We start from the raw sequence: 20468 nt of genomic DNA, 5'->3' as shown, positions 1-20468 counted from the left end.
GGTAACTTCAAGTCCAGCAAAACAACATGCGGCTGAAACTGAGCCAGAGTTGAGAAAAAGCTACTGCCCTCTGCCAAACCCAGCACTTGGTAGCCGTGATGAGTGAGGTAGTCATCCAGTAGCAATCGATTAAAGTCATCATCCTCAACTAACAAGACTCTTAGCGCTGAGCTCAGTTCAGAAATCGAAGCATCCATCATGTTCGTGCTTATGGGTGCGGGGTGGAGCTAAACTCTGGAATTAGAATCACAGCGTCTGAGCTTTTACATGTTGCGCATCATACATGTAGTCTTTACATAGCTCAGTGATCAAACCCTGAAAGCACGATCGCTGAGTTCCATCACTGCTCGCCTAAGTCAAAGCAATTCATCTAAAACTGTAGGTATTGATTTCTAGCCGCCCCAATCGGTCGCTCAATTGTGAAAATACAAAGTCAAAAAGCACTGATAGCTTCTATCGTTTTAGGCTGGATTTGTAATCCGTACTATTCGCAGTGTCATTTAATTTAAGTTGTGATATTCCTTACCTATAAATGGCACTTCTGTAAGTGTCAGCAACCGTGACATTCAACGCAGAGGACATCATGAATCCCGAAACGAATGATGACGAAATTCAAGTTTTAGGAAAGACAGGAGAAACAGTTGTGTATGTTTTTCCTAGCGGAGGGGCTGAAGCGCTCAGAGGGGATCTGCCATCTGAACCGGATACTCCTGAAAATTTACTAATGAAACGCCTAGTAGAGGCAGAATTGATCACAGCAAGTCAAAGGGATACTGCCCTGCGTGACCAACAAATTACAGGTATGCAGTTGAGCGAAGTTTTAGTTGCACGAGGCTGGATTACTGAAGAAAAGCTACAAGCATTTTTGTAGGAGGCATTGAGTTAGATTAACTCCATGCCTCCTACTGGTTTCTATTTCCAACCAAAGTCGTAATTGCTTTAATGAGCTTATCCGGTTCAATGGGTTTGGCCAGATGCTGTTGAAATCCTACTTGCAGAGCTTGCTGGTGGTTCAACTCTCCGGCATAGGCAGTCAGGGCGATCGCCGGAGTTTGACCACCCTGATTTGGGGGTAAAGCTCTCAGTTGCTGCATCAGCATATAACCATTCATTTCCGGCATGCCAATATCACTGACAATGACATCTGGAATGAACTGCTCCAGGGCTTGCAACGCTTCTACCCCAGAGGCAACTGCTGTGACCTTAGCCCCGTTTTGTTCTAGCAGAAAAGCCTGGAATTCACGGGTGTCGGTATCGTCATCTACCAGCAAAATCTGAATGTTGTTCAAAGGCGCTTTTGTTTCTATTTGAGTGCAGCTTAGCCGAGGGACAATCGACGCTGTTCGCGGCGTGACAGGCAATTGCACGATGAAGGTTGCACCTTGATTCTCACCTCGGCTCTCTGCCCTAACCGTGCCGCCGTGCAGTTCCACAATTTGCCGCACGATCGCCAGACCCAGACCTAAACCCCCAAATCTGCGCGTGGTGGAACCATCTGCTTGGCGAAAGTACTCAAACACATAGGGGAGAAATTGGGAAGAGATACCCATGCCTGTATCCCTCACACGAATTTGAGCCAATTGACCAACTTGTCTAAGTTCAACCGTTACCTTTCCACCGTTGGGTGTGAATTTAACGGCATTCGTCAGCAAGTTCCACACGACTTGCTGGAGTCGGGCCGCATCGCCACAGATGAGAGCGATGTCCGGGTCGAAGTCAAGCACGACCGCAATATTCTTGGCATCTACTGCCAACTGCACGGTTTCAAGGGCTGCAGAAATTACAAACGCCAAACTGACGGGAGCGACCATTAAAGTCAGCTTGCCCTGCATGATGCGGGAGATGTCGAGCAAATCTTCAATCAGTTGCGATTGCAGCTTGGCATTGCGCTCGATCGTGGCTAGGGCTTCGGCTTGCCGGGTAGCATCGAGTTTGCCGTTTTGCAATAATCGTGCCCACCCCAAAATCGGGTTGAGAGGCGATCTCAACTCATGCGACAGCACCGCTAGAAACTCATCTTTGATTCGATTCGCCTGTTCAGCCTCTTCACGGGCAGCTTGTTCTTGTTGCAGAATTCGTTTGCGCTCAGTGATGTCTGCCAGTGCTCCCGGAAAAGCCAGTGGTTTGCCATCAGCTGCATACTCAACCCGACCTCGTGCCGCTAGCCAGCGCTGCTCACCCGCCGCTGTGTAGACGCGGTACTCAGTGCTGTATTCTTCGCCCGTTTCAAGGGCCTGATTAATCGCTGCAACCACTCGGGGGCGGTCTTCTTCATGTATCGCCTGCACCACTAGTTCGAGCGGCTTACCCTTCGCTGCCTCCGTTGGGTCAAAGCCAAACAAGTGAGCAAAGGTTCGATTCCCGCTGACAAGATTTTTGGGGATATTCCATCGCCAAGTGTAAATCGCTCCTGCCATCAAAGCAGACTCCAATTGCACATGAGCCTCCCGTAGCTCAGCTTCCGTCTGCTGACGCTCTAGTTCGGTGGCAATTCGGAGTGCAAAGATCGTGAGCAAGGATTCTGCCAGTTGCACCTGCTCCATTGGCTTGCCATCCATGACCCCTAACAACCCTAAAAGTGTGCCGCTGGAGTCAAAGCAGGGAATCGCTACATAGCTTTCAACTGAAAGTGGCTTCAGTAGGGGGGTGTTGGGGAATTGAGCTTGCACATTGCGTGGGTAGCAGCAAATTTTTCGTTGTTCAATGACCTCCCAGCAGGGCGTATCTTGCAGCGGGTATTCCAGGTTATCCACGAGCTGACCATGAGCGCAGGTGGCGATCGTTCTCAGCATTTTGGGCTCATCTTCCTCTACCAAGCCGATGTAGGCATAATCTGCGTCTAAGGCTTTAGCAAGGTGCTGCACCAGAGTCGAGAAAAAGGTGTCTCCTGTGACCGTCGCCACAGCTTGAGTAATTTCTAGCAGTGCTACATCAACCTGAGCCATCCGATGAGCGGCCAATCTCAATTCCATTTCATCGACTACCATTGCTGCCAGGTCAACCAAGGTCGCTTGTTGCTTTGGGCTCAAGGGCTCGTGGGGTTGAGTGTCGAGCAAACAGAGCGTGCCGAGGGTAAGACCGTCTGAAGTCAGGAGGGGGGCACCTGCGTAGAATCGTAGGCCTGGCTCACTTTGCACAAAAGGATTACAGGCAAAGCGTTCGTCTTTGCGGGTATCAGGAATAATCAGAGGCTCGTTCGTTAGCAGGGCAAAGTTACAAAGTGTCGCATCACGTGGAACTTCACAAGCATCGAAGCCAACGGAGGACTTAAACCAGGCTCTGGACTCATCCACTAGAGAAACCAGGGCAATAGGCAGGTCAAACAGTCGTGCTGCCAAGGTAGTAATGCGATCGAATGCAGCTTCAGAGGGAGTGTCGAGAATCTTGTAACGATGCAACGCTGCCAACCGCTCAGTTTCGTTTGCCGGGAGGGCTGTAATTACAAGCTTTTGAGGCAGTTGGTCAGTCATAACGACCCAGGAGGAAGGTGAATCAGAATGGGTTAATCACGAGCCATGAAAATCACTGTAGATTCTAGCCAATACGCCTAATCAAATTGGCGATCGCCTTTGAGTATCAAAAGTCCCACTGCTTCATAGAGGTAGGTATGGCCTTATAAAGGAGAGTACAGAACCATTGCACAACTTAGCAACTAACATTTTCCCTTTACTATGCGAAGGAGGAAATGCGGAACCGCCTTTAGAACATCAAAGCCGCGATCGCCCCCTCCAGTTGCAGTTCCGACACTTCCAAATACCGTTGAAGGGCTTGCAAGCTGCGATGCCCCGATATCTCCTGAATGACTCGTAGCGGTATCCCTGCACTGCTCATTTGAGTCAAAGCAGTTCTTCTAAAACTGTGAGTGCTGACTCCCGCCAGACCCAAGCGATCGCACGTCTCCCGCAGAATCTCATCGGCGGACTTAGGATTGATGTGCCCGCGCCCGTGCCGTCCGGGGAAGAGGTACTGTTTACTTGCCCCAGTGCGATACGTTTCCAGGTAGCTCTTGAGAACTGGATTGACGGGAATCTGGCGCGTCTCCTGCTTCCCCTTCGTGTTGGCCTTGCGGAGCGTCATCTTCATTCTGACTCCGGCTGTGTCATAAGCATCTGTTGTCAGCATTGAGCAAGCTTCACTGATGCGGCATCCTGTGTAGAGACAGATGCCGAAGAGGGCACGATCGCGATCGCCCTCCATTGCCTCAAACAACTTCTCAATCTCAGAGGGCATTAAAACTTTGGCTTGACCGTGGCCGTCTACTTTCACTTCAGCCGCCTCAACAATTACCTGAACTAATTGTATTTTCTTCGGGTAACAGGGTCAAAGCATTGACACACCGTTGTTACGTCTGAACGGGGAGATACAGTTAATCCCGGCTTATCGATCGCTTCCTGCTCAAAATGGCTGGAACCCTGATTCTGTCGTTAATCGATAAGTTTTACTTAATTCCTGGGTCCTATCAGCGTCATTGACACCTTGATCTGCTTAAAAGAGAGCAAGTTGACTAAACCGGTAGGTCAGTCCTGCCTGATAGAGATAATTTGTAAGAATGTTGAATTCAAGTTGTGTTTTTATCAGGAATCTCTTTATATAAGGCAGGGTTTAGGCTACAACGTCCGTGGCACAGATCTCAATAATTAAATCTGCCATGCTATTAACTGAGGGACGAAGCATTGGGGCTAGGAAATTTTGTTGGTTTTCTCAGCCTTTGGTGGAGAGCTTTGCTCCTTGTTTGTTTTGACTGCCTAAACATCTCAGGAGTTGAAGGTCATGGACCCCATTACAATCATTCTGGCTGCTCTGGTTGCAGGCGCGGGTAAAGCAGCCGGCGATGCTGCTCCAGATGCCTACAAAGGGTTGAAAGCCCTCATTCAGAAGAAGTTCGCTGGTAAGCCAGTGGCAGAGGCGATGCTGGAGGAGCATGAGAAGGACCCGGAAACTTATGCGGCACCACTGAAAAAGAATCTAGTGGAAGCGGGAGCTGACGAAGATGAGGAAATTCTCAAGGCAGCGCAGGAATTACTGAATCAGGTGAAGGAACAACCGGGTGGGCAGCAAATCATTAACCAAACCGTTAGTAATGTCAAATATGCTGCCACTTCAGGTTCGGGGAATGCCTCGATCAGCGGCATCACCGAGCATGGCACCTCTAAAGATAGTTAAGCGGGTACTTCCCTGAATCAGGGTGCTGCCATGTCTGACCAAAGCGAGATTCACCAGAAGGTGACCGAGGCGGAATATGCTGCCACTTCCGCGACGGGTAATGCCACGATTAACATCACCAATTACTATTACCGAGAAGAGACAACCGTAGTATCCGCTCAATCTGCGGATGCTGAGGATACAAGTCTCCCCTGTCCGTATCGGGGCTTGTTTCACTTTGGTCCGGGGGATGCAGAGTATTTCTTTGGGCGCGAAAGTTTTGTCGAGACATTGGTTCAAGTGACCCAGACCCGTAATTTCATCCCGCTATTAGGCGCATCGGGCAGCGGTAAATCTTCAGTGGTCTTAGCGGGATTAGTCCCGAAATTACAACAAACAGGACATTGGCAGTTTACCCATTTCCGTCCAGGGTCTGATCCGTTTCATGGGCTAGCGATGGCGCTCGTTCCCCTTTACGCAACGAATCTAAATGAGACAGAACGCATTGCCCAAACGCGACAGTTGGCAACATACTTGCGCCAAGGTGAAATTGCCCTAGCTGACGTTTTTGCCCAAATTCAACATAACTTCCCAAACGATCGTGTTCTGCTCATTGCCGACCAATTTGAAGAACTCTATACGCTCTGTGCCGAGGAAGCAATCCGGCAAAATTTTCTCAACCAATTAATTGCCGGATTTCCTAGGGGCGACCCGTTGAACGCTGTCGGGCAGATCGCCCGAACCCCCCGGCTGGTGTTAACCATGCGAGCGGATTTTTTGGGTAATGCCCTCTCCTATCGCTCCTTTGCCGATGTCTTGCAAAATGCTGACTTGAAACTGGGGCCAATGAATCGGGCAGAACTGACAGACGTGATTGCCCAGCCTGCCGAAAAATTGGGAGTTGCGTTTGAAGCGGGACTCGTAGAGCGCATCCTCATGGATGTAGAGGCTGAGCCCGGAAATTTGCCCCTGCTGGAATTTGCCTTGACAGAGTTGTGGCAGCGACGACAGGGGACCCGGTTAACCCATGTGGCTTATACAGCCATTGGCGAAGTACAGGGAGCATTAGCCCGCCATGCGGATGCCAGTTATCGCAAGCTCAGTCCGGCAGAACAGCAACAAATGCGGCGAGTATTCATCCAATTGGTACGCCCAGGGGAAGGGGCGGAAGACACGCGACGGCTGGCGACGAAGGCGGAATTGGGAGAGGTCAATTGGGCGCTGGTAAAAAAGTTGGCGGACGATCGCCTGGTCGTAACCAGTCGCAGTGACGCAGCCCAGGTAGAGACGGTAGAAGTGGTGCATGAGGCCCTAATTCGCAACTGGGGGGAACTGCGGGGCTGGATGGTGACTGACCGGATGTTTCGCGCTTGGCAAGAACGGCTGCGGGGAGCGATGCAGCAATGGCAGGAGACGCAAGAGGATGAAGGCTCCTTAATACGTGGAGCAGCCTTGGCAGAGGGGGCAGAGAAACTGAAAGAACGCCTTGATGACCTCAGTGACGCGGAACGAAACTTCATCCGTCAGAGCTTGCAAGCAAAAGAACGTCAGGAACAGGAAACCGCAGCTCGGCGCAGACGCGAAACTAGAACTGCCTGGGGGATTGCGGTCGGCTCTTTGGTGGCGGTCGTGATCAGCAGTGGCTTGGGTTGGATGGCGTGGAATAAGACCAACGAGGCAGAACTCAATCAAGCCAATTCTCTGGGTCGCTACTCTCAGTCTCTCTTTAGTGGAGGAAATGAGTTGGAGGCTTTTGTACAGCTAATTAAGGCCAAAAAAACCCTGAAACGCCAACGTGCAACTGACCCAGAAGTGATGCATGCATTGCAAAACATTCATCAAGGAAGCGAACGGAACCGTCTGGATGGGCATGCCGGGCCTGTCGGTAGTGTCAGCTTCAGCTGGGATGGCAAGACCTTGGCCACGGGCAGTAGGGACAACACGGTCAGACTGTGGGATGTGCAGAGCGGCAAAGCACTCCGTACCTTTCAAGGGCACGGGGACGTTGTCTATAGCGTCAGCTTCAGCCCAGATGGCAAGACCTTGGCCACGGGCAGTGCCGACAAGACGGTCAAACTCTGGGATGTGCAGAGCGGCAAAGCACTCCGTACCTTTCAAGGGTATGCTGGGCCTGTCGGTAGTGTCAGCTTCAGCCCGAATGGCAAGACCTTAGCCACGGGCAGCTACAACGACACGGTCAAACTCTGGGATGTGCAGAGCGGCAAAGCACTCCGTACCCTTCAAGGGCACGCTTACTCTGTCAGGAGCGTTAGTTTCAGCCCGGATGGCAGGACCTTGGCCACGGGCAGCTACGACGGCACGGTCAAACTCTGGGATGTGCAGAGCAGCAAAGCACTCCGTACCCTTCAAGGGTATGCTGGGCCTGTCGGTAGTGTCAGCTTCAGCCCGAATGGCAAGACCTTAGCCACGGGCAGCTACGACGGCACGGTCAAACTCTGGGATGTGCAGAGCGGCAAAGCACTCCGTACCTTTCAAGGGCACGCTTACTCTGTCAATAGCGTTAGTTTCAGCCCGGACGGCAAGACCTTAGCCACGGGCAACTACGACGGCACGGTCAAACTCTGGGATGTGCAGAGCGGCAAAGCACTCCGTACCCTTCAAGGACATGCCGGGCCTGTCGGTAGTGTCAGCTTCAGCCCGAATGGCAAGACCTTAGCCACGGGCAGTGCCGACAAGACGGTTAAACTCTGGGCAATAGACTTCAACGTAGACTCTTTAATTGGGCGCAGTTGCAATTGGGTTCGAAATTATTTAACCTACAATTCTAAAATCATCGAGAGTGACAGGCACCTGTGTGATGGCATTGGTAGCCAAAAGTAGGCTTGATATGAGCAGAGGAAAATTCTAGTCGTTAGTGAAGATTCAAAGGCAATTGTCCCTTTTTCGGGGTACGGCAACGATTCGGATACCGTTGGCGAACTCATTGGAGAAAAAGCAGCGAGTTCTGGAACTAGTCTTATCAAAGATTATCAAAGTAATATTTTGACTATTGGGTGAACGTGGGACTAAACAATCAATGGCTATCAAAAAAGGAGTATAAATTGACGAGGCTGAAACGACCTTAAATCAGGGTGGGAGTTTTGAGTATCAGCCCTATCAAAAAAGGGTCCTTTTTTGATACCCTGGCGGCACACGAATGGGGCGATCGCCCTAAATCTTAATTGCGGGGGACGCAATTACTCATTGATAGAATGAGGACTTCAGGCTCTAAAAACACCCAGGATTACGCTTGTAGTACGGGTGTTTTTGCGTTTTTTAGGCCAAAATTAGTCCAGCTCGCTGTAGTACAGGTGGATTGGGGTTATTTCAAACTTTTCTATAAATAGGTGAAATAAACAAGGTAGTGATTTCTTTCAATCCAGAAACTACAGTTTAAGAGAGCTCGTAGCTGATGCTGCCTTCGGTGTCAGTTATCCTAGCAAACAGGTTTTATATAAATGCATTTTTTAAGAGGTGTATGTTCTGTACTTCCCGAAATACCTAGGAAAACTTGAGCCCGGTGATATTGAAGATAGGCTCGGTGACCACTACGAATGGTTCGCAATCTCAGCGTTGGCGACAGCCCTAACCTTTGGATCTCATCTGCATCCAGTTTTGAGGAAAATAAAATCTGACCATTATCATCAAAGCTAATCAAACCTTTATCAAATAGCGCGTCAAGTATCGGATTTAGAAACAAGCCATTGAACACGTTTGCTTTTTCAGTCTGGTCTTTGCATTGATGGCGAGGCTTGATATGGGAAGCTTTGCACTGTACTTTAACTCCTGTTACCATGCAGCATCCCCATGACGCGACTAGCTTTTTTCTATAGAGCGATTGAACGTAGCGATCGCTGTATTGTTTAGCTGGTTTCCAGAACTTGTAGTTCCAGGCATCCACTGCTTCAAAGATGGGTTTTCCGCAATATTCTTGTGGATGTTGAGGGCAATGGGAATACACAATGCACCGAACTGCTAAATCGACTTCTGAGTATTGGGTAGCCGTGTATTGCTGACGAAGTAGGTTGGCCATGTCTAGGCAAGAAGCCGTACCCCCTAGGTCTTGCAAAGCATTTTCAATTTGGAGTAAATCAATATCCATCAGTTCAACTCAGCGTGCTTTGAAGTGCGTCGTGCAGCTCTGACTTCTCGCTTTAAGCTATCGGCTTCGCCTTGGTGCTCTTTTGCTAATTCTTCTAAGTCGCTAGCAATAGTGATAAGCTCTGCTGCTATTTGATTTGCCTCCGCTACTTTCCGGTTATATTCCTGCGAGGTCGAGTCAATTTCAGAAAATAATTCTTTATACTCATCTGGAGGATTAGCTAACCAATTCTGGAATTCATCTTGGTGAGTTTTGACAAGAACGAGGGCTTCCTGCCAAGAAACTTTGCGGCGCATGTCTAGAGCCTTGAGCGATTCATGCTTCGCTTTAAGTTGCTGGACTGTGCTGACCTCAGCTAGCTTATAGACTTGCGCTTTTAATTCAGCGTGTTTCATTGTCTTGGGTTTCAGTGCGACCTAAATCATTTCGTTTCTGAAGTTTTTCTAGTTCTGCTTGGAGTTTTTCATTTCCCTTCCGAAGTCGTTGATTTTCCTTAGTCAATGTCGTAATTTGCTGCTTTTGCTCTTTCGCAAGAGCCTGAGCTGCATCTCGTGCTTGCCGCACACGTTGCACGCCAGCTACTCTTCCCCCTAAGCTCTGGTTATTTTTCGCAAGTTCTTTTCTACGTTTTTCTATAACAGCGTATTGCTTTTGAAGTTTCTCAAACTCAACCTGAAGTTCTGCATAGGCTTCGGCTTTTTCAACTTCCATTCGTAAGGTTTCATTCTCAGCCTCTAACCGAGCAATTCGAGCTTTTAGTTGCTCAAGTTCTTTATCTTTACCAAATAGCTTTTCCTGTAATGCCTTGACGAATTTCAGAAGCCGGGACTTTTCACGATCTAGCTCGTTACAAGCGTCTTCTAGCTTATTGGCGCGATCGCGAAGGCACCCAGCACGATACTGTAGAGCCTGGGCGGTGCATTCATACTTAATGATTGCAATGACTTTACTGCGTTCTGGCTCTCCTAGTAGTTGAACTTCGCGCCCCTGACGGAGTTCATCATAATTGGTGCACTCATGACGCAGTTCAGGAGTCTTAAGGTGCCCAGGCGCTTCCATCAGCTTCTGGTTTCTTAAACGAACTCTGTCATGCCAGTAGTCAAACAGTTCCTTACTATCATTCATTGCTCAATTGTTCCTGGGACTTGACCAGCTGCTTGCCAAAACTAAGATGCCCACATCTTGATGAAGCCTACACGAGTACATAGAGCTAGTGCCAATACCATAACCTTGGTTCTAGTCACTTTACGAGATTTTTACTCCTCGTCATTTAGCCTTCATTTAAGAAAATTCTCATCACAAGTTTGCGATTTCTAGACTAAACGAATTACCAAGGTCGTTTGAGTCTAGAGCAAGGAGTCAATAAGTATCCAACTATTGCAGCGAACACAACGATACATTGAGCAGTAGGACGTAAAATTCACTTATTCAAATAGTCGCTCAAACAAGTCGTTATGATTTTGACCCTTGCTAATCAGAAGGGGGGTGTAGGAAAGACAACCTTATCAGTCAATCTCGCTCACGCGATCGCCCTCTCGAAAAAACGTGTTCTACTCGTTGATGCTGATCCACAAGCAAGTGCTAGCACTTGGGCAGCAGCTAGAGAGGAACCATCCCCCTTTCCTGTAATCGGGATGGCACGAAATACACTTCATCGCGACCTACCAGAACTATTAGAGAATTACGACCACTGCGTCATTGATAGCCCACCGCGTGTATCTGCTTTGGCAAGGTCTGCAATCCTTGCATCGGACCTTGTGATCATTCCAGTTCAACCATCTTCATACGATGTGTGGGCAGCAACAGAAACAGTTCAATTGATAGAGGAAGCTCAACAGTTTAGGCCAGAGATTAAGGCACTATTTTGTATTAACCGCAAGGTTGTGAACACAGCAATTGGTCAGGAGATCGGAGCAGCGCTAGCTGGCTATCCGTTTCCGATTCTCAAGTCTGCTATTTGTCAGAGGATTGCATTCGCTGAGTCATCTGCTGGCTACTCCGTATTTGAATTGGCACCCAATAGTACTGCTGCTAACGAGATAAAAGCACTTAGCCGAGAAATCTTAAAACTTCTAGGAGCAAAAGCATGGTGAAGCAGCAACGGAAGCGTATAGCCCAAAAACCAACCACGCCACCACCTACTGCTGATGCATGGGTCACAAGAGGAGGAGTTGATCCAGAGAATCAATTAGATGAGCAGACTAGAGCATCACCTGAGCGAGAAGGGGCAACAATACCTCTAGAGCAAATTCAAGATCGAATAGACAAAGACACCAGATCATTAGACAAAAAACATGTGGATGCTCTAGCTGAATCCATAGCAGTTGTGGGGCTGATTGAGCCATTAGTAGTAGACACAGAAGGAAGGTTGCTTGCTGGTGGGCACCGTAGGGCAGCTATTGAAGCTCTCAAGAATGGAGCCTTAGATAAATACCAGAAGCTGTTTCCAGGCGATCGCATTCCAGTACGAATCATGCCGTTTGATGCAGAGCAGGACCCTGAGCTTGCATTGCAAATTGAAGTAACTGAGAACGAAAAACGCCGTGACTATACCCCATTAGAAGTCAAGACGTTAGCAGATCGGCTGCGAGCAGCAGGTTATGTGGATGCAAGAGGAAGGCCAGAAAAAGGTAAAAAGGCATTACGGCCTGCCTTGGAAATTATTGTTGGTAAAAGTTTGAGAACGGTTAGGCGCTACTTAAACGAAGATAAACCAGAAAATAGGACAACTGACCGGTTTTTGTTACTGAGGCAAGCTGTAACAAAACTAGAAAAGTGGCAGAAAACAGAGCCACAAAGCCGGAAAGAAAAGGAGTTGGCGAAGAAGCTGCCAGAAATCATCAGGGTAATTGAGTCAGCTATTGAGGAGTAGGAGTGAAGTTTTTTTTAAGGCTCTACCTATGCAGACTGCCTCACGTTTTCTGACTACTTCATTTCGCGACGGAAATAACCATAAATTGCCATGTCACGGAATGTGATGACAGAAGTGACCACAAATCGCCACTACGCGGAATCGGACGACAAGCAATCACCCAGAACATTGCATCGCAGCCAACTTGATTCGGCTTCTGCCAGGGAAGTCTAGCCACTAATTCCGCATGATTTCGCAACATGGCAGATTACGGCTATTCTTTCCGTACCATTCCGTAATACGGATATTTTTTCCACACTACGGAATAGCGTGGAGCAGCCCAGCATCAAGCCTTGAAGAATCTCTCAGCCTTCTTTGATGAGACATACCTGAGGGGCGAGGGAGTACTGCCTGCACTCAAAATCTGCTTGTTTCTGCCGATCTGGGAAGTGGGAGGGGAACAAGGGGGTTGCTCTGCTTCCATGTGCTTTGAGCTAGCAAATGAGAATTCGGTGTTTAGAGCAAGGTTCAGGTCTTGGTTCGAGGCGGTTCAGGGACGGTTCAGCAATCCTCAAAATCGGTTCAAACTGGTTCGCTTCCGTCACGTCCTGAACCGCTGAACCTCATCTGAACCACCTGCTGAACCATGCTCGGAGAGGGGATTTCAACGATTTTAGAGCAACAAAAAAAGAGGTTGAACCCTTGCAGTTCAGCCCCTTTACCCCACAAAAATCCACTAAAAAGTACAAAGAAAAAACCTGAACCAATTTTCAAAAACAAGCATTAATTCACAAGCAGCGATCGCCTCAACAAGCTCACAACACTTGTTTTAACTTGGAATTCCCTACCGACGAACTATTCGCTCAAAAGCCTTAAGGCTTCACTGATCTTACTCAGCGTAATTTGATGAAGCGCGATGCGATGGTGGATACAGCTATTTCGCGCTGATGAAGCCTTGCCAGCCAAAGTCTTGGGCCCTGTAGATTTTCGCCAAGGTTTCCAACCTTTAATCAGCTCTGCTTGCCGCTGCCGAGCCTCATTGCTCCACCGGGGCATTAGTCCTCCGCTTAGCCCAGCGCTGTTGTTTTTTCTGGTAAGCCTTTTGCTGGTCAATAAAATCCACTAGTCGGCGATGCGTTCGCTTAAGAGCCGATCGCGCCGATTTGAAGCAATCACTGGCCTCATGGATAGAAGTGACGGAATTTGCCGATTCTATCCACGCCGTGACACTCTCGAATAAAGACTCTACCAGCTCCAGCCGTGCCTGCTCAAGCTCCGATAAATCACCAAAAGCGATCGCCGGGGCATTTTGCAGTTGGTCAATTAGCTTGTTCGCATCGCGCTTCAGTCGAGGGGCCTCTACGCTGCGGTGGTTAATCTCAGCGATCGCTTGCGCTGCCGTGAGAAAAGGAGCAAGAACATTGGCTTGCTCCTCTGTTGTAATTAGAGGTTGATCAAGCATCACACAACCTGAATTTTTCCGGCGGAAACCATCTTGTTGAACTGGTCTAGAGGCACACTGTTTACGTTGCACCATTGCCGCAATTGGCTTAAATCATGGAGCGTGGCTTGAGAAATCTGCGGCACCTGTTGCTGTCCCTGGGGCTGAGTCGGAACAGTGGTAGTGGAGGCAGGCTTAGCAGATGCTGAAGTAGGAGCAGATTGACCTGGAGGCAAAATTTTCACCCGGCCTGATTGGTAGTCGTCAAGATCAATACCTTCCTTTCTAAGGAAGGCGCGATCGTTGGCTTGCTGGGTAGTAATCCATCGAGCGCCATCTTCTACGACAGGCCCAGCATTGGAGCTACCGGTGAAGAAAATCTTCGTGGACTCGCTGGAGCGGAACTGGGTAATCAAATCTGGAATACCCATTGGGCGTACACCAGCATTGCCAGCGGTGTATTCCAGCTGCCCCTGGGCATCGATCACTACTGGCTCATCGCCCTTGAAAGCGAGACGCTGAGAAGCCCGGTGCCAGAGGAAATCGCGATGATCAGGATCTGGGCTGAAACCTGACTGATCAAGTTCTCGATTAAATTCACGGCGAAGAAACCCCTGCTCTAAATCCTTAGCGCGAGTTTCATACTGCTGCCGAGCTTCATCCAAGCCGCCAGCGGTGAGAAGCTGATTTTCCTGCTGGAGCTGGCCTAAAGCAGTGTTAGCTACGGAGAGTTGGGCTTCTAGATCAGCTCGCCGCTGTTGAGCGATCGTCAATTCCTTCTGAAAACTGTCTACCTGCTGAGAGAGGTCATGATCTTGGGGTTGCTCTTGAGATTGGAAGTTGGTTTCCATTTTTTCCTAGGTTAAGTTTTCGGATCTCAGGTACCCTCGGTAATGGAAGGAATCTCGGTTGTTTTGTTATGCACAACCGAGACTATTGCCCCGAGACACTTCCCTTATTCTTAAGGAATCTTATGGACTAAACACATTGCAAATGATAAACACTGAAACAGCTTCCAAAGCTTTTTATTTATGTGCTTGGTAGAAGTAATCTCATCTCCGAAGGGCTAAGACTCAGCGAGAGTACCTCAAGTATTCTTATTTGAGTGTCTGCCCTCAACTGCTGCCAGAATTGCCCCCACTGGGCTGGGTTGAGCCACTCGTAGAATACCTCGTCAATGGTCTCCAACACCTGCTTGTAATCACTGCTTGCCGCGATCGCCTCATCTGTAACAACAGCCATTTCAGCAGTAGGTGGAGGAGCTTCAGAATTATTACTTTTGCTATTAGGGTTTAATAGCGTTTGTAATAATTCTCGAAAGCGCGAAATGTAACCCTGAGTAACTCCTACAAGTTCAGCGATCGCCTGCTGAGTGATCTTCTTGCCTTGCTCCTTTAAGGTAGCGACAGCTCGCTTAATAGCGGTTATCGTCCGCTCTTCTTTAGTAGCAGCTTCAGGAGTAATATCACTGGCTTTTATTAGAGTCACGGGGATGTCTAGGGCAAAGTCACCCAAGATGATGACTCGTAGCTGTTCATCGGGCCTTAGATGTGCTCTAAGCCGCCCAATCGCTTGCTTAATATCAGCCAGGATTGCTTGCCTGACAAATTCCCTAAATTCTGGGTCTGCCGATTCTTCTGATTCAAAGTAAGGTTGCACTCCGCTAGGCAATGAGTTCTTGCATCTCATTGCCCGCCTAATTGCCTCAGTTCCTCCCTTGGGGGCTCGCCCATGTAAAACGGTAAACTCTGCCTCCAACTCACCCAGATTTCTGCAAGGGATACCCCCAAGAATCAAGGTTTTCACCTGTTGAAAATCATTTGAGCCGCGAGAATCAACCCACCAAGACCCTTCGCCTTCTCTTGTAAACCGCTTGAAATCGATTACCTTGGTTGTTGCGTCTTGCGCTTTATAGTGAGCAATAATGGCATCAACCCGTTGCTGTTGATCGTTCCCTCGATTCATACCGAGTCTACCGAGGGAAGCTACCTGAAGGATGTCTAAGTTGTGGTGATCAGATTGCTTCTGGCGAATTACTAGGATCTCTTCTGGTGATATTCCTAGCATGAGTGCTAATTTCTCACGTTTGAGTGTTGCGTCCAGAAAAATGTTTGCTTTGGCTTCCTTGGCAATGTCGGCAGAACGGGTATCCAGTAGGGTAATCTTCAGTCCCTCATGGCTCAGGTTCAATGCTCCCCAGCCTTCGTTTCCGAGCGATCGCAATAGATCTGGAAGCCACTGCTTAACTATGCTCTCTGCTGCCTTTTCTGTTGCTTCAGGATCGCGATCGCTAAATTTCTTTCTTAGATGGCTTGGGAGGTCTGCCAAATCAACTCCATGCTGGGCTGTGGTATTCAGGAAGTTCAAATCGGGCTGAAGCAGTCTCTCTACCGCAGCAATATCTGCTGTGACTTCACTCGGTAAAAGGGCCATTACAGCTGCGTGACTCAGCCCATAAAGTCCAATTTTAGTTGAGCCATCTAATAAGGAGCGTAGTCCCTCAAACAGCGTCTCTAGCTGCTTAAAGGTGCTAGGTGCTCTCATCGCTATTTCCCCAAAAGTCTGCCGCAAGTCTGCTAGTGAGACAGTAATGCTTCGAGTAATTCGATGCTGCCCCTTCTCATCCCAAAGACTTACAATTTCTGAACAATCAAAATCATATGGACTAGGAAGACTATCTGGATGAAGGCGCAGCTTCGGTGAGGGCAGTTCGTTTCGTCGTTCATAGAGATGTCCCCACCCTGGCCCTTTTGAATTGCTACAAGCCTCCCTAAGAGGGCAAGTGCCACAGATAACAGCGGCGCTATCGGCTCCGTCTACGTTCTTGTCTCGCAGAGTGCCGATGATCCCGGTGCGGCTGCAATTGGGAGGAATAGTGTGAGATTCACCTTTCACAGTACGCTTGAGTCGTGTTTCTCCGTTAGGTCTGAATTCGCGAGTTAGTCCATTATGTTTCGTTTCTAGATCAGCCCATCCGTTCGAACTTTTTAGCGTGTCAACCGTTGGGTTGCGGTGCTGCTCACTGATGTAGAAAATTTGCTTCGCGCCAACCATTTCAGGCTCAACGCGCCCACTGTCATAGCTTTTTTGAGTACCAGTACCACTTTGCTCAAGGATGTACTTATATCCTTGTTTGATAGCATCTGCCCAAACCTTGAGGCGATCGCCCTTCTCGTACTCGATTACAGGGTCCGGTTGTACCTCTGGTTCTAGTTTAACAGTGCCTGTGCGGTCGAAGCGGTAGCAAGATTTAGCTGCCTTAGCAATTTGCTTACGAATGCTATGAAGCCAGTCTCCACGGCTCTGTCGCTGCCCATCCTTTGGTACTTGATGTCCACGAGCAATTGCTAGCTCCAGAGCCGCTGAGTAGATTGTTTTGGAGTTGCAATCGGCATGGCATTTGTAAGCGCCTGTTCCGTGTTCGATGTGGAGCGAATCATCGGAAGTGCCGTTATGGGCTGGACATTTGCAGGTAGCCCATCCCCGTCGCCGTCCATCTGGATTGTAACCGTCCAGGTACTGGGCAAAGTTGCGAATATCGTAAGCATCGCCTGTAGGATCGCTCTCGATTCGGTTCTGCTGCCTTTCTTGTTCTGCTATCTGCTCTCTATTTGCGAGTTGCAAGAGCAAGTCACAGAGCCATTGAGGGGCAGTCGCCACTTCAACTTCAGTAGGAGAATTGATCCACTTGTAGGAGCCTGTCTCAGGGTGTCTAGACGGCGGAAGTGCTGATTGGCAGCGGTTATAACGGAACTCTAAAATTTCTCCTGATTCGCAGTTGTATCCCTGCCACTCATTGAGAACAGAGCGATTGAAATCTAGCAACTGCTCTTGAACTTCTGTAGGTATCTGATAAAGGAGTTGCCGCTTGCCTGGTTTACCGCTAGTCCAAGCAACCGTTTCTGGCAGTTCTCCACCGCTTAGCTGCTGTAATAGTGGTTCTGTCGTAAGGCCGTCTACGTCGATTGCGACAACCCCGCCCGACACCGCGCCTGTGCGGAGCCCGTATCCTGTCCAGTACTCATCCTGTAGTAGCTTAGTAAGCTCAGATCTAGGAATAGAAGGCTCAGTCTGCCACCCTCGGCGCTTGGGGCTCTTGTCTTGAAGTGGCGTGAGCGCCCAATGGCTGGGAATAGTTTTTAATGCATCAATGAGTTGCTGAGCAGCAACATGAATACGCAAATTCGTGGGCTTGCGTTCTGCCCGATTTATTGTCATCATTGAGTTAACTAAGTTTTTTCAAGTTGCCTCCTAGCTAGTAACTGGGAGGCGATTTTTGTTTGGGTTACTGGAGGAAACGCCGCTCTACCTCTGCGGTAACGGTCTGAATTTCCTGCGGTGTCCAGCGCCGCCCAAAAGCGATCCCCAGCTCAGGACACTCGGCATCTGCCTGAGCTAGTGCCATTACATCGGCAAGAATTAGCGATCGATCATCGCGCCACTGCTGGACTCCCTGCTGAATGTATTCGTCAGGGGTCAAACGCCGCTCTTGTTGGCGTTCTTTTCTTAGTCGAGAATTTTTACCCATTGCCGCATCCCTCTACTTCGCCGAGGATGCGGTTTACTTTTTTCAAAAAGTCGGATAGCATGATAGTGGTGTAATCTCCTTTGATTGGCGATTGTGCTGTTAGGCTGGGATTGTTGCAAGCAATCTTTTGCCGTTAAATAGAGATTGGAGCGGTCTAGCAGGTTGTCGAAAACTTTAAGCTAGGCCGTTTCTGCATTTAAGCAGCCGAAGCATTTTGTTCGATAAATTGTCGAACTGCCTTCCGAATGAGGGTGGAAGGCTTTAATTGTTGGACATCAGCCAAAGCTTTAATTTGCTGAATATCCTTCTCATTGAACTTGGCTGTGAGCGGTTTAACGCAGAACATAGCAGGCTCCTTTTTCAACCATGAGGGAAAGTGTACTTGCTTCTTACGTGCTTAACGCACTGCTACAAAAAATATTTTTACTCCATCACTCCTTTTCCTCTAGATTGAGCCATTGGATTAGAGCTTCTTCCAGCCCTTCGCTTTGGCTGATTTCTTTTGTTGTGCACTTCACTCGGAATTTTAGAGCTAACTCCTTCGGGATATATCCGCTTACCTGTGAGTAGCTTGGATCACTGCGCCTATTTGTAACCACGGGATTCAACTCTAAGAACTTTGGCCTATTTTCGCACAGCATTCGTGATTTCCCGCCTTAAAGTTTTTCAGATATTCATGAATTCATGATAGCATGAAAACACTGAGCTAGAGTCCATATATGCCAAGTCAAGCCACGCACGCTATTCCCGTTCCCAAGCGCTTGCCCCTGCCTGCTTTTAAGCTTTTTCAGCGGGTAAAAATTAAGGAAACAGGCGACACGGGCACAATCTTTGGAGTCTCTTGGGGACCGCTGCCAGAATGGTACTTTTTCATCGAGCTTGATGAGGATAGCCCTGGTCGCCAAATCCATGAAACTCCTACTGAAGTTGCTGCTGCTTTGGAGCCGCTTCGGTCGCAGCGACGCAAAGCGAAATGAGCATCGCTTTAACTAGTGGGCTGCACGGCAGAAAAGCCATAGCCTTCGGCATATCGCCCTCCGCCTCTTGAAATCAAGCAGTGGCTGAAGAGTTTTGTTCAAACACTCTTCTCGCACCTCTCTTGCATTCTTCTCTTCCTCTGTCTCCCGAAAGTTCGGAGATGGTGGCATAACCCATAGCAAAAATTGCACTTTGACCCCAGCATTCATCAGTCTTTGAATTTGCTCTGCATGGTCATGGCTTGTCCATCTTTCATAAAGATCATGCGTAGTGCCGATATACAGGGGATGGCAGAAAGCCTGCTGTCTTTGGTCCGGGCTGATCCACAAGGGAAGCTTCTCTTTAATGCTGATTCGTCTTCCCGTTTTAGTAGTGACGTAGGAATTCAAATGTTCTGGTCCCAGGTGACCTAGAACAAGATAGATTCCAGGTAGCCGTGGCAATTGATAGTGGTTGAAAGGATACGGTAGCTCCTTACATAAATAAATCCATTCCCAGGCTTCATCTCGATCGCGCTGCTCTTTCGATTTCCAAATATCGCCGTCCCGCTTTTCCTTATTCCAATAAATACTCATCTTGAAAATCAGACTAAATGCTCCTAGTCTCTACCAGGAGCATTTAGTCTGTACTTTTCTTAAATTTATCTTTGGTATGTGGCAGGGATCACGATTGCCTCTTCACCATAGGCGATCGCCAGATCAATAGCACCAAACACCTTCATCAGCCGGTTTCTAAGGCTCGATTGCTTACGCTGGACTCTGCGAAAAACAGCTTGAGAAGAGCACTCTAGCCGCATGGTGGTCAGACCATCCGTCTCCACTAAATCGAAGGCGCAATGTCCCAGCAGTGCTCGTAGTGGGGTGGGTAGCAGCTCGTACAGCCGCAACAGCTTGAATCCGTACCACCAGCTCATGTCCTCAAGTTCTTCTTCCATAGCTTCTGTAATCGCTTCAGCCTCGGCCTCCAGCCACTCTTCGAGCTGTCCTAGGCACGGCTCTAAGGCTCGCTGAGCATCTGCAATAGCCTCATCCAATGTTGCCCAGTTGTGGCAGCTCTCGGCAATGCCGTAATGGTGGTGAATTTCAAAGGTCCAAGCAGTTCCCTGCTGCTTGGGGACGATTGCCCAATCCTCGTCTGGGATGGCGTATGGCGCAACTAGCCAGTTCCTGTCTTCGCTAAATAAGCCAGTACGGTAAGCTTTACCATTCTCCAACTCATCGCTGGTGAGGTATCCTGTCATTATATTCTCCTTGATTTAGGGGATGTAGAGCAGCTTTCTGAGTGGCATCGGGGGCTGCTCTTTGATCTATGTGTAGCTGAAAGCCTTGTGAAGAGAAGCTTTGATTTCTCTCTATTTCAATTATACCAAAAATTTCTTGGTTAACCAAAATTTTTTTGGTAAGAATTGCTATAATGGTTGTATCGT

At 48.7% G+C, this 20468-nt stretch carries 19 protein-coding genes; 6 read left to right on the top strand and 13 right to left on the bottom strand.

Annotated elements, in window-relative coordinates:
* On the bottom strand, nucleotides 1-200 hold a 200-nt coding region (locus H6F90_RS12390; RefSeq protein ID WP_190552778.1), incomplete at its 3' end, for a response regulator.
* 383 nt (nucleotides 201-583) lie between these two features.
* On the opposite strand from H6F90_RS12390, the gene H6F90_RS12385 reads away from it, so the two are divergent.
* Entirely contained in the window at nucleotides 584-871 is a 288-nt protein-coding gene (locus tag H6F90_RS12385; RefSeq protein ID WP_190552777.1) for a hypothetical protein, read from the top strand.
* 31 nt (nucleotides 872-902) lie between these two features.
* Here H6F90_RS12385 and H6F90_RS12380 read toward each other — a convergent pair whose 3' ends face one another.
* Together H6F90_RS12380 and H6F90_RS12375 are read right to left on the bottom strand one after the other, a co-directional pair.
* The gene (locus H6F90_RS12380; RefSeq protein ID WP_190552776.1) at nucleotides 903-3470 is read right to left on the bottom strand and encodes an ATP-binding protein; all 2568 of its coding nucleotides are present in this window, start codon (nucleotides 3468-3470) and stop codon (nucleotides 903-905) included.
* 229 nt (nucleotides 3471-3699) lie between these two features.
* A complete protein-coding gene (locus H6F90_RS12375) occupies nucleotides 3700-4266 on the bottom strand; it encodes a tyrosine-type recombinase/integrase (RefSeq protein ID WP_190552775.1) in 567 nt (188 codons plus the stop codon).
* Between the two features lie 504 nt (nucleotides 4267-4770).
* On the opposite strand from H6F90_RS12375, the gene H6F90_RS12370 reads away from it, so the two are divergent.
* Together H6F90_RS12370 and H6F90_RS12365 are read left to right on the top strand one after the other, a co-directional pair.
* Nucleotides 4771-5163 carry a hypothetical protein gene (locus tag H6F90_RS12370; RefSeq protein WP_190552774.1) on the top strand — a complete coding sequence of 131 codons (393 nt, stop codon included), beginning with the start codon at nucleotides 4771-4773 and terminating at the stop codon, nucleotides 5161-5163.
* A 30-nt stretch (nucleotides 5164-5193) separates the two neighbouring features.
* Nucleotides 5194-7983: a WD40 repeat domain-containing protein gene (locus H6F90_RS12365; RefSeq protein WP_190552773.1), complete on the top strand. Its 2790-nt coding sequence runs from the start codon at nucleotides 5194-5196 to the stop codon at nucleotides 7981-7983.
* 595 nt (nucleotides 7984-8578) lie between these two features.
* On the opposite strand, the gene H6F90_RS12360 is transcribed toward H6F90_RS12365, so the two are convergent.
* The 3 genes from H6F90_RS12360 to H6F90_RS12350 are packed head-to-tail and all read right to left on the bottom strand — an operon-like array spanning nucleotide 8579 to nucleotide 10369.
* Nucleotides 8579-9244 carry an HNH endonuclease gene (locus H6F90_RS12360; RefSeq protein ID WP_190552772.1) on the bottom strand — a complete coding sequence of 222 codons (666 nt, stop codon included), beginning with the start codon at nucleotides 9242-9244 and terminating at the stop codon, nucleotides 8579-8581.
* Nucleotides 9244-9639, bottom strand: coding sequence for a hypothetical protein (locus tag H6F90_RS12355; protein ID WP_190552771.1), 396 nt, complete (start codon nucleotides 9637-9639; stop codon nucleotides 9244-9246). The genes H6F90_RS12360 and H6F90_RS12355 overlap by 1 nt, the downstream gene beginning before the upstream one ends.
* Complete coding sequence (locus H6F90_RS12350; RefSeq protein WP_190552770.1) at nucleotides 9626-10369, bottom strand: hypothetical protein; 744 nt, start codon at nucleotides 10367-10369, stop codon at nucleotides 9626-9628. The genes H6F90_RS12355 and H6F90_RS12350 overlap by 14 nt, the downstream gene beginning before the upstream one ends.
* Nucleotides 10370-10698: 329 nt before the next feature.
* On the opposite strand from H6F90_RS12350, the gene parA reads away from it, so the two are divergent.
* Nucleotides 10699-11337, top strand: a complete 639-nt coding sequence (gene parA / locus H6F90_RS12345) for a ParA family partition ATPase (protein ID WP_190552769.1) — start codon at nucleotides 10699-10701, stop codon at nucleotides 11335-11337.
* Nucleotides 11331-12116, top strand: coding sequence for a ParB N-terminal domain-containing protein (locus H6F90_RS12340; protein WP_190552768.1), 786 nt, complete (start codon nucleotides 11331-11333; stop codon nucleotides 12114-12116). The genes parA and H6F90_RS12340 overlap by 7 nt, the downstream gene beginning before the upstream one ends.
* A 1015-nt stretch (nucleotides 12117-13131) precedes the next feature.
* Here the strand turns inward: H6F90_RS12340 and H6F90_RS12335 are convergent.
* The 5 genes from H6F90_RS12335 to H6F90_RS12315 form a co-directional block, all read right to left on the bottom strand.
* Complete coding sequence (locus H6F90_RS12335; protein WP_190552767.1) at nucleotides 13132-13557, bottom strand: hypothetical protein; 426 nt, start codon at nucleotides 13555-13557, stop codon at nucleotides 13132-13134.
* Nucleotides 13557-14387, bottom strand: coding sequence for a hypothetical protein (locus H6F90_RS12330; RefSeq protein ID WP_190552766.1), 831 nt, complete (start codon nucleotides 14385-14387; stop codon nucleotides 13557-13559). Before H6F90_RS12330 ends, H6F90_RS12335 begins: the two co-directional genes overlap by 1 nt.
* A 178-nt stretch (nucleotides 14388-14565) precedes the next feature.
* On the bottom strand, nucleotides 14566-17757 hold the full coding sequence (locus H6F90_RS12325; protein ID WP_199295882.1) for a bifunctional DNA primase/polymerase: 3192 nt from the start codon (nucleotides 17755-17757) through the stop codon (nucleotides 14566-14568).
* Nucleotides 17758-17821: 64 nt separating this feature from the next.
* Complete coding sequence (locus H6F90_RS12320) at nucleotides 17822-18064, bottom strand: hypothetical protein (protein WP_190552765.1); 243 nt, start codon at nucleotides 18062-18064, stop codon at nucleotides 17822-17824.
* Between the two features lie 196 nt (nucleotides 18065-18260).
* The gene (locus H6F90_RS12315; protein WP_190552764.1) at nucleotides 18261-18410 is read right to left on the bottom strand and encodes a hypothetical protein; all 150 of its coding nucleotides are present in this window, start codon (nucleotides 18408-18410) and stop codon (nucleotides 18261-18263) included.
* 373 nt (nucleotides 18411-18783) lie between these two features.
* On the opposite strand from H6F90_RS12315, the gene H6F90_RS12310 reads away from it, so the two are divergent.
* On the top strand, nucleotides 18784-19041 hold the full coding sequence (locus tag H6F90_RS12310) for a hypothetical protein (RefSeq protein ID WP_190552763.1): 258 nt from the start codon (nucleotides 18784-18786) through the stop codon (nucleotides 19039-19041).
* Between the two features lie 12 nt (nucleotides 19042-19053).
* Here H6F90_RS12310 and H6F90_RS12305 read toward each other — a convergent pair whose 3' ends face one another.
* Together H6F90_RS12305 and H6F90_RS12300 are read right to left on the bottom strand one after the other, a co-directional pair.
* Entirely contained in the window at nucleotides 19054-19617 is a 564-nt protein-coding gene (locus H6F90_RS12305; protein ID WP_190552762.1) for a hypothetical protein, read from the bottom strand.
* Nucleotides 19618-19682: 65 nt separating this feature from the next.
* Entirely contained in the window at nucleotides 19683-20282 is a 600-nt protein-coding gene (locus tag H6F90_RS12300; protein ID WP_190552761.1) for a hypothetical protein, read from the bottom strand.
* Nucleotides 20283-20468: the final 186 nt, after the last annotated feature.

This window comes from Trichocoleus sp. FACHB-591 (assembly GCF_014695845.1).
Classification (GTDB): domain Bacteria; phylum Cyanobacteriota; class Cyanobacteriia; order FACHB-46; family FACHB-46; genus Trichocoleus.
The sequence above is the reverse complement of the archived record's forward strand: the minus strand, read 5'-3'. Positions and strand labels throughout refer to the sequence as shown.